This is a genomic window from Candidatus Thiodubiliella endoseptemdiera (genome assembly GCF_964212635.1).
GTDB lineage: Bacteria > Pseudomonadota > Gammaproteobacteria > PS1 > Pseudothioglobaceae > Thiodubiliella > Thiodubiliella endoseptemdiera.
Map to the genome: position 1 here is coordinate 905,730 of NZ_OZ156463.1, position 16,620 is coordinate 922,349.

Here is a 16,620-nt window from a genome sequence, read left to right on the forward strand (position 1 = left end):
TTATAACAACACAAAGGACAACCCCATGCCAGGACAAACAAAATACTTCATCAGCAACACCAACGGCTTCTTCGTCAACTGGTATTCCGATATCACCGGACTTGAATCTCACGGACAAGCATTAAAAGCATCTGGCAATAGTGGAGACGATGCCGTCTATGTAGGACAAGGCACCAAAGTCGATGCAACAGGGCTTACTTCAACAGGTGGCAATGATTCAATTTATTTAACCGGCACTTTTAACAACTACGAACAAACACTAGATGGCAATACCTACACCTTCAAAAGAACTGTTAATATTAACGGTACTGAATACCAAGAAGAAGTCTCCTTCACAGCCTCTAATGGCGATAGGGTTTATTTTGCAGATGGTTTTGTTAAGATTGATATAACCGGCAATGACGGGCTATTAAATTTAAATACAGGCGCTTTTAAGAGAATTGAATCCACTGATATTGACAACAGTGAGTCAACTCCAGGTTTGGGGATTGGTTTAAGTATTACTGATGACAAGTCCGACACCGCTAAAGTTGGTGAAGTTATTACCTATACCTTTACTTTTGATGAAGCAGTTACAGATTTTGATATAAATGATATTACAGTTACAGGCGGTACAAAAGGTACTTTTGCCTCTGTTAATGGTAGTGAAAGTGTCTATACTTTAGAACTAACCCCTCCTGCAAACAGCAAAGGCATAATAAGCCTTACAGTAGCCGTTGATGCTGCTACTTCTAAAGTTAACACAGCACTAAAATCAGTTGCTGCCAGCAATAATCAAAGTTTTGATACTCAAGCCCCAACTTTGATTATCAGCGATGACAAGGCTGATGCTTTAACCCTTAAAACTGGCGATACAATCACCTATACCTTTACCTTTAGTGAAGCAGTAACAGGTTTTGATAAAAGCGTTATCAACATCAGCAATGGTGCTATTAAGACAGGTACTGATTTAATTGCCAGCACAACACCTGCTGATGCAGGTAAAGTCTATACCTTGACCGTTGTACCTAGCAGTGACCTAGATGTAGGTTCTAACTTAACAGTGTCAGTGTCTGCTAATCCTGCAATTACAGACAGTGCGGGCAATGCTTACAGCACAACAGCAGCAAATAACGAGCAAGCAATTGACACCAAAGCCCCAGTAGCAGCACTCAGTGGCAATATGGCACCTAATGCAAACTTAACGATGACCTTTTTAGAGGCAGTTACAATAAACACAGCAGGCAGTATTGTCATTTATGATAAAGCCAACTCTGACACTCTTATTACGATTGATATAGCTAACCAAGTTAGTCTTGATAGCACCAAAAAAATTATCACTATTAATCCAGGTAGTGATTTAACAGTCAACAAGAATTACTATGTCAAAATTGATGCAGGCACTTTTAAAGATACTGCAGGTAATGATTACGAGGGTATTGACAGCGATAGTGGTTGGGGCTTTCTGGTTTCTTCATTCACCACCACAGCACAATGGGTAGATGCAAGTGGCAACTCTGTTAGCGACAATGGTATCAATGCCAGTGAATTTAGCACACTTGCCATTCAAGGCACATTAACAAATTCTGGCGGTGCAGCAGGCGTTGTTATCAGTGCTATTACATTTAAAGCAGCCAGTGGAACAGCCAATGACAAAGTTGTAGATACCAGTAACCTACCCACTTTTGCATCTGCCAATGGTACCGAATGGACATTAGCCAATAGTAAAATACCGGCTTTAGTCAGTGGCGAGACCTACACAATTGAGATAAATTTATCTTCAGCAGGTGGTGGCACAAGCACAGGTGGCAATACCACCCCTGTTTTAATTGACACTGCTGCCCCAATCATAACAGGCTGGGCAGTCAACTCACCAACAGATGGGCAATCAGGCTTTAAAGTGGATGATGTTATTGAGTTAACCATGACAACCAATGAAGCACTCTCGTTAAGCAATGCTACCAGTAGCAAAGTGACCATTGGTAATAAGGAATTTACACTAGATACCGGCAAAGGTGCCGCCAAAGCAGGGGCATCAGCAGATGAGTTAAAACAATTATTCTTTACCTACACTGTCAAAGTCGATGATAGCGTTAGTAAAGCAGATTTTGAGATTACCAGTGCAAGTGCAATTGCCTTGACAGGGGTAACCGATGCAGTAGGCAATATAGTTGCCACCACAGGCACTTATCCTGTTGAATTAGACCGTAATGTTGATGGTGTAGTGCCAACTATTGGAGACATTACACTAAACTGGGGAGATATTTTAAACGCTATTGAAGACAACAGCAATGGCACTGTAACAGTTGCTACAACTGGTGTAGAAAATAATCAAGAAGTCTCGCTAGTTATTAACCAAAAAACTTATACAGGTACTGTTACCAACAATAGTGCAACCATTACTGTTGCAGCCACAGATTTACAAGCATTAACCCATGGACAAACTTACAGCTATAAAGTCAATATAAAAGATACTGCTGGTAACCCAGCGATAGAGAAAATAGGTGATTTTAAAGTTGATACGGTTGCACCAACTGTAACCATTACTGACAATGAAGACGCTACAGCCGAAGCACTTTCTACCACAATCGCTTGGATAGGTGCCGATGATAACTACATTAATGATAGTGAAAAAGACGCAACCGCACTCTCAGGCACAGTAGCGGGAGCAGGTACCTTATCTATTACTAAGATTGAGTTTTTTGAAGGTAGTAATACAGTAGGCACAGCAATAACTTCAGGATTACCAGCTGTTGCAGCTGACGGCACTTGGGCACTCGCACATTCTGCTATGCCATCTGAATTAGCCGATGGAAAAACCTACACGGCTGTAGTAACGATTAGTGATGGCACCAATTCAGCAATTAGCACTAGCACAGCAGTAACTTATGACATCATTAACCCAATCCCAATCACGACCAATCCATGGACTTTAAGCGATATTCCAGCAGGACAATCTGCTTTTAAGGTAGGGGGTGTTATCAGCCTAACACTGACAATGAGCGAGACCTTGAAACTTAATAACACCACAGGCTCTAAAGTGGTCATTGCAGGCAAAGACTTTGTTTTGGATAAAACCGCCTCTACAACTGCAGGTGATAAGAAACTGGTGTTTAAATATAGTGTTCAAGCTGGAGATAGCATTGCCGCCACAGACTTTGATATTGACAATCCAACAAGCGATATTACGCTAAATAATATAACAGATGTCGCAGGTAATGCACCAGTATTTACCGCTGATAGAGTGGTGTTGACCAAGACTAAGCTTGAGTATATTGAAAAAACAGGTTTGGGCAATAATCCTTTTAATGGCATTGATGTGGGAGATTATTCCAAACCAACCCTAGCCGATATTGACGGCGATGGCGACCTGGATTTGGTGATGGGTGAGGAGAATGGCACCCTTAAATACTATCAAAATACAGGTACTACTTCTAACCCTGCTTATGAAGCAAAAACTGGAGATGACAATCCTTTTAATGGCATTGATGTGGGGTATTATTCCGCACCAATCCTAGCCGATATTGATGGCGATGGCGACCTGGATTTGGTGGTGGGTGAGGCTTATGGCACCCTTAAATACTATCAAAATACAGGTACTACTTCTAACCCTGCTTATGAAGCAAAAACTGGAGATGACAATCCTTTTAATGGCATTGATGTGGGGTATTTTTCCTCACCAACCCTAGCCGATATTGACGGCGATGGCGACCTAGATTTGGTGGTGGGTGAGACTTATGGCACCCTTGAATACTATCAAAATACAGGTACTACTTCTAACCCTGCTTATGAAGCAAAAACTGGAGATAGCAATCCTTTTAATGGCATTGATGTGGTAAATTATTCCTCACCAATCCTAGTCGATATTGACGGCGATGGCGACCTAGATTTGGTGATGGGTAAGGATAATGGCACCCTTAAATACTATCAAAATACAGGCACTACTTCTAACCCTGCTTATGAAGTAAAAACTGGAGATAGCAATCCTTTTAATGGCATTGATGTGGGGAGTTATTCCGCACCAAACCTAGCCGATATTGACGGTGATGGCGACCTAGATTTGGTGGTGGGTGAGGTTGGTGGCACCCTTAAATATTACTACAATCAACAACCTTCTTCTGTAGATGGGCAAGCCCCAACTCCAACGGCTACTAACTCATGGACTCTAAGCAATATTCCAGCAGGACAATCTGCTTTTAAGGTAGGGGATGTTATCAGCCTAACTTTGACAATGAGTGAGACCTTGAAACTTAATAACACCACAGGCTCTAAAGTGGTCATTGCAGGCAAAGACTTTGTTTTGGATAAAACTGCCTCTACAACTGCAGGTGATAAGAAACTGGTGTTTAAATATAGCGTTCAAGCTGGAGATAGCATTGCCGCTACAGACTTTGATATTGACAATCCAACAAGCGATATTACGCTAAATAATATAACAAATGTCGCAGGTAATGCACCAGTATTTACCGCTGATAGAGTAGTGTTGGCTAAGACTAAGCTTGAGTATATTGAAAAAATAGGTTTGGGTAATAATCCTTTTGAGGGTATTGATGTGGGGAAAGCTTCTGCGCCAACCCTGGCCGATATTGACGGCGATGGCGACCTAGATTTGGTGGTGGGTGAGAATGATGGCACCCTTAAATACTATCAAAATACAGGCACTACTTCTAGCCCTGCTTATGAAGCAAAAACTGGAGGCAATAATCCTTTTAATGGCATTGATGTGGGAGGTTATTCCACGCCAAACTTGGCTGATATTGATGGCGATGGTGATCTAGATTTGGTGGTGGGTAAGGATGATGGCACCCTTAAATACTATCAAAATACAGGCACTACTTCTAACCCTACTTATGAAGCAAAAACTGGAGATAGCAATCCTTTTAATGGCATTGATGTGGTAAATTATTCCTCACCAATCCTAGTCGATATTGACGGCGATGGCGACCTAGATTTGGTGGTGGGTGAGAATGATGGCACCCTTAAATACTATCAAAATACAGGCACTACTTCTAACCCTGCTTATGAAGTAAAAACTGGAGATAGTAATCCTTTTAATGGCATTGATGTGGGGAATTTTTCCGCACCAACCCTAGTCGATATTGACGGCGATGGCGACCTAGATTTGGTGGTGGGTGGGAGTGATGGCACCCTTAAATACTATCAAAATACAGGCACTACTTCTAACCCTGCTTATGAAGTAAAAACTGGAGATAGTAATCCTTTTAATGGCATTGATGTGGGGAATTTTTCCAAACCAACCCTAGCCGATATTGACGGCGATAGCGACCTAGATTTGGTGGTGGGTGAGAATAATGGCACTCTTAAATATTATTACAATCAACAATCTTTTTTTGTAGATGGACAAGCCCCAACTCTAACAACACAAGCTTCGGCCGAATTGGGTGAAACCTCAGACCTGATGCTTGATTTTAATGAAGACATTCAAGCAGGTAGTACAGGTAGTATTGTTATTAAAGGTAGTGATGATGGAGTAATAGCAACCATTAATATTACTGAGACAACTAAATTCAGCATTGCTGGCGATAAACTCACCATTGATGTGTCAGCATTAGGTTTAACTGATAATAAATTAACCCAAGGCAGTTACTATATCACCATGGATGCAGGCACAGTAACTGACATAGCGGGTAACGATGCTGCTGCCATTACTAAAGATACTAACCAATGGGTATTTGCAACCAAAGCACTTTCTACCACAATCGCTTGGATAGGTGCCGATGATAACTACATTAATGATAGTGAAAAAGACGCAACCGCACTCTCAGGCAAAGTAACTGGAATAGGTACTTTAACGATTACCAAAATTGAGTTTTTTGAAGGTAGTAATACAGTAGGCACAGCAATAACTTCAGGATTACCAGCTGTTGCAGCTGACGGCACTTGGACACTCGCACATTCTGCTATGCCATCTGAATTAGCCGATGGAAAAACCTACACGGCTGTAGTAACGCTTAGTGATGGCACCAATTCAGCAATTAGCACTAGCACAGCAGTAACTTATGACATCATTAACCCAACCCCAATCACGACCAATCCATGGACTTTAAGCGATATTCCAGCAGGACAATCTGCTTTTAAGACAGGCGATGTTATCAGCCTAACACTGACAATGAGCGAGACCTTGAAACTTAATAACACCACAGGCTCTAAAGTGGTCATTGCAGGCAAAGACTTTGTTTTGGATAAAACCGCCTCTACAACTGCAGGTGATAAGAAACTGGTGTTTAAATATAGTGTTCAAGCTGGAGATAGCATTGCCGCTACAGACTTTGATATTGACAATCCAACAAGCGATATTACGCTAAATAATATAACAGATGTCGCAGGTAATGCACCAGTATTTACCGCTGATAGAGTAATGTTGACTAAGATTAAGTATATTGAAAAAACGGGTTTGGGCAATAATCCTTTTGAGGGTGTTGATGTTAAGGGGTTTGTTTCTGTGCCAACCTTGGCTGATATTGATGGCGATGGCGACCTAGATTTGGTAGTGGGTAAGGATGACGGCACCCTTAAATACTATCAAAATACAGGCGCTACTTCTAACCCTGCTTATGAAGCAAAAACTGGAGATGACAATCCTTTTAATAGCATTAATGTGGGGATTTATTCCGGACCAACCCTAGCCGATATTGACGGCGATGGCGACCTAGATTTGGTGGTGGGTGAGAGTGATGGCACCCTTAAATACTATCAAAATACAGGCACTACTTCTAACCCTGCTTATGAAGTAAAAACTGGAGATGACAATCCTTTTAATAGCATTGATGTGGGGGATTTTTCCAAACCAACCCTAGCCGATATTGACGGCGATGGCGACCTAGATTTGGTGGTGGGTGAGATTAATGGCACCCTTAAATACTATCAAAATACAGGCACTACTTCTAGCCCTGCTTATGAAGCAGAAACTGGAGGCAATAATCCTTTTAATGGCATTGATGTGGGAGATTATTCCACGCCAAACTTGGCTGATATTGACGGCGATGGCGACCTAGATTTGGTGGTGGGTGAGTTTTATGGCACCCTTAAATACTATCAAAATACAGGCACTACTTCTAACCCTGCTTATGAAGTAAAAACTGGAGGTAGCAATCCTTTTAATAGCATTGATGTGGGGGATTTTTCCAAACCAACCCTAGCCGATATTGACGGCGATGGCGACCTAGATTTGGTGGTGGGTGAGAATAATGGCACCCTTAAATACTACTACAATCAACAACCTTCTTCTGTAGATGGACAAGCCCCAACTCCAACGGCTACTAACTCATGGACTCTAAGCAATATTCCAGCAGGACAATCTGCTTTTAAGGTAGGGGATGTTATCAGCCTAACTTTGACAATGAGTGAGACCTTGAAACTTAATAACACCACAGGCTCTAAAGTGGTCATTGCAGGCAAAGACTTTGTTTTGGATAAAACCGCCTCTACAACTGCAGGTGATAAGAAACTGGTGTTTAAATATAGCGTTCAAGCCGGAGATAGCATTGCCGCTACAGACTTTTATATTGACAATCCAACAAGAGATATTACGCTAAATAATATAACAGATGTCGCAGGTAATGCACCAGTATTTACCGCTGATAGAGTAGTGTTGACCAAGACTAAGCTTGAGTATATTGAAAAAACAGGTTTGGGTAATAATCCTTTTAATGGCATTGATGTGGGAGATTATTCCAAACCAACCCTAGCCGATATTGACGGCGATGGCGACCTGGATTTGGTGATGGGTGAGGAGAATGGCACCCTTAAATACTATCAAAATACAGGTACTACTTCTAACCCTGCTTATGAAGCAAAAACTGGAGATGACAATCCTTTTAATGGCATTGATGTGGGGTATTATTCCGCACCAATCCTAGCCGATATTGATGGCGATGGCGACCTGGATTTGGTGGTGGGTGAGGCTTATGGCACCCTTAAATACTATCAAAATACAGGTACTACTTCTAACCCTGCTTATGAAGCAAAAACTGGAGATGACAATCCTTTTAATGGCATTGATGTGGGAAATGCTTCCAAACCAACCCTAGCCGATATTGATGGCGATGGCGACCTAGATTTGGTGGTGGGTGAGACTTATGGCACCCTTGAATACTATCAAAATACAGGTACTACTTCTAACCCTGCTTATGAAGCAAAAACTGGAGATAGCAATCCTTTTAATGGCATTGATGTGGTAAATTATTCCTCACCAATCCTAGTCGATATTGACGGCGATGGCGACCTAGATTTGGTGATGGGTGAGGCTTATGGCACCCTTAAATACTATCAAAATACAGGCACTACTTCTAACCCTGCTTATGAAGTAAAAACTGGAGATAGTAATCCTTTTAATGGCATTGATGTGGGGAGTTATTCCGCACCAAACCTAGCCGATATTGACGGTGATGGCGACCTAGATTTGGTGGTGGGTGAGGTTGGTGGCACCCTTAAATATTACTACAATCAACAACCTTCTTCTGTAGATGGACAAGCTCAACAACCTTTGTCTGTAGATGGACAAGTTCCAACCTTTACAGAAAAAACCAGCGATACCAATGTCTTAGGCGAGCCTTCAAATCTAGTAATTGAGTTTTCTGAAAACATCAAAACAAATGGTGGCATTGTTGAAATCTGGAATAGCGCAGAAAAAGTTGCAACTATTAGCATTACTAATGCTAATATTAGCGACACAACACTCACTCTTAACCCAAATAGTTTAACTTCAGGTGTTTATTACATCAAAATGGCATCAGGCGTTATAACTGACACCTCGGGTAATGACTTTGCAGGTATTGATAATACCTCAGGTAAAACTTGGGCATTTGCATATAATTTTTATATCGGCACCGATAACGCCGATACTATAACGGGCAGTGCAGGTGACGATACTATAAATGGTGGTGCAGGCAACGACACTATAAATGGCGGTGCAGGCAGTGATATTTTTGTTTATGCAAGTACAGATAATGGCGAAGACACCATAACTGGCTTCATATTTGGTGCTGGTGGCGATAAATTAGATTTAAAAGATTTTATTACTGCTAGTGGTAACCAAGCGACACTTTTTGCTAATATTGATAAATATATTACAGTGTCAGATACTGGCACTGCAGGTAGTGCCAAACTAACGATTGATGCTGATGGCACGGTTACAGATGATGTTGCTGATTTGGTTATCAATCTACAAGGGGTTTCTGGTATTGGTGGCTCCTCTACTCCCGACACAGTTGCATTAGGGCACTTTATAACTGATAATCTTATTCTTGTATAAAGTAAGACACCTATAAAAACAAAAACCCGCCTTATTAAAGCGGGTTTTTTTTATGGAAAAATATCAACCAAAAATTTAAAAATTTAAAAACTTGAACTTAGAGAGACCTTTGCATAAATATGAATAATCATCAAAACGCCATCTTTCATCAAATTACAAACTTTTTAAAAACACCCTTGGCCCTGCTAGGAGTGGATTTAAAAAATTTCCAATTTAATAAAATCTGTCATTTTGCTAATCATCCCTATTTATGCAAAGGCCTCTTAGAGGAATAAGTAAATATGTATAATTAATAATCAGTTATAACAACACAAAGGACAACCCCATGCCAGGACAAACAAAATACTTCATCAGCAACACCAACGGCTTCTTCGTCAACTGGTATTCCGATATCACCGGACTTGAATCTCACGGACAAGCATTAAAAGCATCTGGCAATAGTGGAGACGATGCCGTCTATGTAGGACAAGGCACCAAAGTCGATGCAACAGGGCTTACTTCAACAGGTGGCAATGATTCAATTTATTTAACCGGCACTTTTAACAACTACGAACAAACACTAGATGGCAATACCTACACCTTCAAAAGAACTGTTAATATTAACGGTACTGAATACCAAGAAGAAGTCTCCTTCACAGCCTCTAATGGCGATAGGGTTTATTTTGCAGATGGTTTTGTTAAGATTGATATAACCGGCAATGACGGGCTATTAAATTTAAATACAGGCGCTTTTAAGAGAATTGAATCCACTGATATTGACAACAGTGAGTCAACTCCAGGTTTGGGGATTGGTTTAAGAATTACTGATGACAAGTCCGACACCGCTAAAGTTGGTGAAGTTATTACCTATACCTTTACTTTTGATGAAGCAGTTACAGATTTTGATATAAATGATATTACAGTTACAGGCGGTACAAAAGGTACTTTTACCTCTGTTAATGGTAGTGAAAGTGTCTATACTTTAGAACTAACCCCTCCTGCAAACAGCAAAGGCATAATAAACCTTACAGTAGCCGTTGATGCTGCTACTTCTAAAGTTAACACAGCACTAAAATCAGTTGCTGCCAGCAATAATCAAAGTTTTGATACTCAAGCCCCAACTTTGATTATCAGCGATGACAAGGCTGATACTTTAACCCTTAAAACTGGCGATACAATCACCTATACCTTTACCTTTAGTGAAGCAGTAACAGGTTTTGATAAAAGTGTTATCAACATCAGCAATGGTGCTATTAAGACAGGTACTGATTTAATTGCCAGCACAACACCTGCTGATGCAGGTAAAGTCTATACCTTAACTGTTGTACCTAGCAGTGACCTAGATGTAGGTTCTAACTTAACAGTGTCAGTGTCTGCTAATCCTGCAATTACAGACAGTGCGGGCAATGCTTACAGCACAACAGCAGCAAATAACGAGCAAGCAATTGACACCAAAGCCCCAGTAGCAGAACTCAGTGGCAATATGGCACCTAATGAAAACTTAACGATGACCTTTTTAGAGGCAGTTACAATAAACACAGCAGGCAGTATTGTCATTTATGATAAAGCCAACTCTGACACTCTTATTACGATTGATATAGCTAACCAAGTTAGTCTTGATAGCACTAACAAAATTATCACTATTAATCCAGGTAGTGATTTAATAGTCAATAAGAATTACTATGTCAAAATTGATGCAGGCACCTTTAAAGATACTGCAGGTAATAATTATGAGGGTATTGACAGCAATAGTGGTTGGGGCTTTCTGGTCTATTCATTCACCACCACAGCACAATGGGTAGATGCAAGTGGTAACTCTGTTAGCGACAATGGCATCAATGCCAGTGAATCTAGCACACTTGCCATTCAAGGCACATTAACAAATTCTGGCGGTGCAGCAGGCGTTGTTATCAGTGCTATTACATTTAAAGCAGCCAGTGGAACAGCCAATGACAAAGTTGTAGATACCAGTAACCTACCCACTTTTGCATCTGCCAATGGTACCGAATGGACATTAGCCAATAGTAAAATACCGGCTTTAGTCAGTGGCGAGACCTACACAATTGAGATAAATTTATCTTCAGCAGGTGGTGGCACAAGCACAGGTGGCAATACCACCCCTGTTTTAATTGACACTGCTGCCCCAATCATAACAGGCTGGGCAGTCAACTCACCAACAGATGGGCAATCAGGCTTTAAAGTGGATGATGTTATTGAGTTAACCATGACAACCAATGAAGCACTCTCGTTAAGCAATGCTACCAGTAGCAAAGTGACCATTGGTAATAAGGAATTTACACTAGATACCGGCAAAGGTGCCGCCAAAGCAGGGGCATCAGCAGATGAGTTAAAACAATTATTCTTTACCTACACTGTCAAAGTCGATGATAGCGTTAGTAAAGCAGATTTTGAGATTACCAGTGCAAGTGCAATTGCCTTGACAGGGGTAACCGATGCAGTAGGCAATATAGTTGCCACCACAGGCACTTATCCTGTTGAATTAGACCGTAATGTTGATGGTGTAGTGCCAACTATTGGAGACATTACACTAAACTGGGGAGATATTTTAAACGCTATTGAAGACAACAGCAATGGCACTGTAACAGTTGCTACAACTGGTGTAGAAAATAATCAAGAAGTCTCGCTAGTTATTAACCAAAAAACTTATACAGGTACTGTTACCAACAATAGTGCAACCATTACTGTTGCAGCCACAGATTTACAAGCATTAACCCATGGACAAACTTACAGCTATAAAGTCAATATAAAAGATACTGCTGGTAACCCAGCGATAGAGAAAATAGGTGATTTTAAAGTTGATACGGTTGCACCAACTGTAACCATTACTGACAATGAAGACGCTACAGCCGAAGCACTTTCTACCACAATCGCTTGGATAGGTGCCGATGATAACTACATTAATGATAGTGAAAAAGACGCAACCGCACTCTCAGGCACAGTAGCGGGAGCAGGTACCTTATCTATTACTAAGATTGAGTTTTTTGAAGGTAGTAATACAGTAGGCACAGCAATAACTTCAGGATTACCAGCTGTTGCAGCTGACGGCACTTGGGCACTCGCACATTCTGCTATGCCATCTGAATTAGCCGATGGAAAAACCTACACGGCTGTAGTAACGATTAGTGATGGCACCAATTCAGCAATTAGCACTAGCACAGCAGTAACTTATGACATCATTAACCCAACCCCAATCACGACCAATCCATGGACTCTAAGCAATATTCCAGCAGGACAATCTGCTTTTAAGACAGGCGATGTTATCAGCCTAACTTTGACAATGAGTGAGACCTTGAAACTTAATAACACCACAGGCTCTAAAGTGGTCATTGCAGGCAAAGACTTTGTTTTGGATAAAACTGCCTCTACAACTGCAGGTGATAAGAAACTGGTGTTTAAATATAGCGTTCAAGCTGGGGATAACATTGCCTCTACAGACTTTGATATTGACAACCCAACAGGCGATATTACGCTAAATAATATAACAGATGTCGCAGGTAATGCACCAGTATTTACCGCTGATAGAGTAGTGTTGACTAAGCTTGAGTATATTGAAAAAACAGGTTCGGGCAATAATCCTTTTAATGGCATTGATGTGGGAGGTTATTCCACGCCAAACTTGGCCGATATTGACGGCGATGGCGACCTAGATTTGGTGGTGGGTGAGCAGAATGACACCCTTAAATACTATCAAAATACAGGCACTACTTCTAACCCTGCTTATGAAGCAAAAACTGGAGGTAGTAATCCTTTTAATGGCATTGATGTGGGACATTATTCCAAACCAACCCTAGCCGATATTGACGGCGATGGCGACCTAGATTTGGTGGTGGGTGAGAATAATGGCACCCTTAAATACTACTACAATCAACAACCTTCTTCTGTAGATGGACAAGCCCCAACTCCAACGGCTACTAACTCATGGACTCTAAGCAATATTCCAGCAGGACAATCTGCTTTTAAGGTAGGGGATGTTATCAGCCTAACTTTGACAATGAGTGAGACCTTGAAACTTAATAACACCACAGGCTCTAAAGTGGTCATTGCAGGCAAAGACTTTGTTTTGGATAAAACCGCCTCTACAACTGCAGGTGATAAGAAACTGGTGTTTAAATATAGCGTTCAAGCCGGAGATAGCATTGCCGCTACAGACTTTTATATTGACAATCCAACAAGCGATATTACGCTAAATAATATAACAGATGTCGCAGGTAATGCACCAGTATTTACCGCTGATAGAGTAGTGTTGGCTAAGACTAAGCTTGAGTATATTGAAAAAATAGGTTTGGGTAATAATCCTTTTGAGGGTATTGATGTGGGGAATGCTTCTGCGCCAACCTTGTCTGATATTGATGGCGATGGCGACCTAGATTTGGTGGTGGGTGAGAGGAATGGCACCCTTAAATACTATCAAAATACAGGCACTACTTCTAGCCCTGCTTATGAAGCAAAAACTGGAGGCAATAATCCTTTTAATGGCATTGATGTGGGAGGTTATTCCACGCCAAACTTGGCTGATATTGATGGCGATGGTGATCTAGATTTGGTGGTGGGTAAGGATGATGGCACCCTTAAATACTATCAAAATACAGGCACTACTTCTAACCCTACTTATGAAGCAAAAACTGGAGATAGCAATCCTTTTAATGGCATTGATGTGGTAAATTATTCCTCACCAATCCTAGTCGATATTGACGGCGATGGCGACCTAGATTTGGTGGTGGGTGAGAGTGATGGCACCCTTAAATACTATCAAAATACAGGCACTACTTCTAACCCTGCTTATGAAGTAAAAACTGGAGATAGTAATCCTTTTAATGGCATTAATGTGGGGAATTTTTCCGCACCAACCCTAGTCGATATTGACGGCGATGGCGACCTAGATTTGGTGGTGGGTGAGCAGAATGGCACCCTTAAATACTATCAAAATACAGGCACTACTTCTAACCCTGCTTATGAAGTAAAAACTGGAGATAGTAATCCTTTTAATGGCATTGATGTGGGGAATTTTTCCAAACCAACCCTAGCCGATATTGACGGCGATGGCGACCTAGATTTGGTGGTGGGTAAGTATGATGGCACCCTTAAATATTACTACAATCAACAACCTTCTTCTGTAGATGGACAAGCCCCAACTCCAACGGCTACTAACTCATGGACTCTAAGCAATATTCCAGCAGGACAATCTGCTTTTAAGGCAGGGGATGTTATCAGCCTAACACTGACAATGAGTGAGACCTTGAAACTTAATAACACCACAGGCTCTAAAGTGGTCATTGCAGGCAAAGACTTTGTTTTGGATAAAACTGCCTCTACAACTGCAGGTGATAAGAAACTGGTGTTTAAATATAGCGTTCAAGCTGGAGATAGCATTGCCGCTACAGACTTTGATATTGACAACCCAACAAGCGATATTACGCTAAATAATATAACAGATGTCGCAGGTAATGCACCAGTATTTACCGCTGATAGAGTAGTGTTGGCTAAGATTGAGTATATTGAAAAAATAGGTTTGGGCAATAATCCTTTTGAGGGTATTGATGTGGGGAAAGCTTCTGCGCCAACCCTGGCTGATATTGACGGCGATGGCGACCTAGATTTGGTGGTGGGTGAGTTTTATGGCACCCTTAAATACTATCAAAATACAGGCACTACTTCTAACCCTGCTTATGAAGCAAAAACTGGAGATGACAATCCTTTTAATGGCATTGATGTGACAGGTTATTCCACACCAAACTTGGCTGATATTGACGGCGATGGCGACCTAGATTTGGTGGTGGGTGAGAATTATGGCACCCTTAAATACTATCAAAATACAGGCTCTACTTCTAACCCTGCTTATGAAGCAAAAACTGGAGATAGCAATCCTTTTAATGGCATTGATGCGGGGTTTTCCCCCAAACCAACCCTAGCTGATATTGACGGCGATGGTGACCTAGATTTGGTGGTGGGTGAGAATGATGGCACCCTTAAATACTATCAAAATACAGGCACTACTTCTAACCCTGCTTATGAAGCAAAAACTGGAGATGACAATCCTTTTAATGGCATTAATGTGGGATATTCTTCCAAACCAACCCTAGCCGATATTGATGGCGATGGCGACCTAGATTTGGTGGTGGGTAAGGATTATGGCACCCTTAAATACTATCAAAATACAGGCACTACTTTTAACCCTGCTTATGAAGCAAAAACTGGAGGTGATAATCCTTTTGATGGCATTGATGTGGGGCTTTATTCCGTACCAGTCCTAGCTGATATTGATGGTTATGGCGACCTAGATTTGGTGGTGGGTAATGATGGTGGAACTCTTAAATATTATCAACAACCTTTTTTTGTAGATGGACAAGCTCAACAACCTCTGTCTGTAGATGAACAAGTTCCAACCTTTACAGAAAAAACCAGCGATACCAATGTCTTAGGCGAGCCTTCAAATCTAGTAATTGAGTTTTCTGAAAACATCAAAACAAATGGCGGCATTGTTGAAATCTGGAATAGTGCAGAAAAAGTTGCAACTATTAGCATTACTAATGCTAATATTAGCGACACAACACTCACTCTTAACCCAAGTAGTTTAACTTCGGGCGTTTATTACATCAAAATGGCATCAGGCGTTATAACTGACACCTCGGGTAATGACTTTGCAGGTATTGATAATACCTCAGGTAAAACTTGGGCATTTGCATATAATTTTTATATCGGCACCGATAACGCCGATACTATAACGGGTAGTGCAGGTGACGATACTATAAATGGCGGTGCAGGCAGTGATATTTTTGTTTATGCAAGTACAGATAATGGCGAAGACACCATAACTGGCTTCATATTTGGTGCTGGTGGTGATAAATTAGATTTAAAAGATTTTATTACTGCTAGTGGTAACCAAGCGACACTTTTTGCTAATATTGATAAATATATTACAGTGTCAGATACTGGCACTGCAGGTAGTGCCAAACTAACGATTGATGCTGATGGCACGGTTACAGATGATGTTGCTGATTTGGTTATCAATCTACAAGGGGTTTCTGGTATTGGTGGCTCCCCTACTCCCGACACAGTTGCATTAGGGCACTTTATAACTGATAATCTTATTCTTGTATAAAGTAAGACACCTATAAAAACAAAAACCCGCCTTATTTAGGCGGGTTTTTTTATGGAAAAATATCAACCAAAAATTTAAAAATTTAAAAACTTGAACTTAGAAGAATAAGTAAATTATGTGAGACCTTTGCACAAATAGGGATGATTAGCAAAATGACAGATTTTATTAAATTGGAAATTTTTTAAATCCACTCCTAGCAGGGCTAAGGGTGTTTTTAAAAAGTTTGTAATTTGATGAAAGATGGCGTTTTGATGATTATTCATATTTA

4 protein-coding genes are annotated in these 16,620 nt (G+C 40.9%); 3 read left to right on the forward strand and 1 reads right to left on the reverse strand.

Annotation, left to right across the window (positions count from 1 at the left end):
• Positions 1-25 precede the first annotated feature (25 nt).
• The 3 genes from AB8525_RS04730 (at position 26) to AB8525_RS04740 (ending at position 16,352) form a co-directional block, all read left to right on the forward strand.
• Entirely contained in the window at positions 26-9,253 is a 9,228-nt protein-coding gene (locus AB8525_RS04730) for a beta strand repeat-containing protein (protein ID WP_369178911.1), read from the forward strand.
• A 119-nt stretch (positions 9,254-9,372) separates the two neighbouring features.
• Entirely contained in the window at positions 9,373-9,528 is a 156-nt protein-coding gene (locus AB8525_RS04735) for a hypothetical protein (protein ID WP_369151063.1), read from the forward strand.
• Positions 9,529-9,578: 50 nt separating this feature from the next.
• Positions 9,579-16,352 (forward strand): FG-GAP-like repeat-containing protein, encoded by a 6,774-nt coding sequence (locus tag AB8525_RS04740; protein WP_369178913.1) that lies wholly within the window; start codon positions 9,579-9,581, stop codon positions 16,350-16,352.
• Positions 16,353-16,465: 113 nt separating this feature from the next.
• On the opposite strand, the gene AB8525_RS04745 is transcribed toward AB8525_RS04740, so the two are convergent.
• Entirely contained in the window at positions 16,466-16,615 is a 150-nt protein-coding gene (locus tag AB8525_RS04745) for a hypothetical protein (RefSeq protein ID WP_369150026.1), read from the reverse strand.
• Between the last annotated feature and the right edge of the window lie 5 nt (positions 16,616-16,620).

Bases quoted from the DNA above. Each gene is read 5' to 3' on its own strand.
- AB8525_RS04730 (WP_369178911.1), top strand. From the start codon at position 26: ATGCCAGGACAAACAAAATACTTCATCAGCAACACCAACGGCTTCTTC.
- AB8525_RS04735 (WP_369151063.1), top strand. From the start codon at position 9,373: ATGAATAATCATCAAAACGCCATCTTTCATCAAATTACAAACTTTTTA.
- AB8525_RS04740 (WP_369178913.1), top strand. From the start codon at position 9,579: ATGCCAGGACAAACAAAATACTTCATCAGCAACACCAACGGCTTCTTC.
- AB8525_RS04745 (WP_369150026.1), bottom strand. From the start codon at position 16,615: ATGAATAATCATCAAAACGCCATCTTTCATCAAATTACAAACTTTTTA.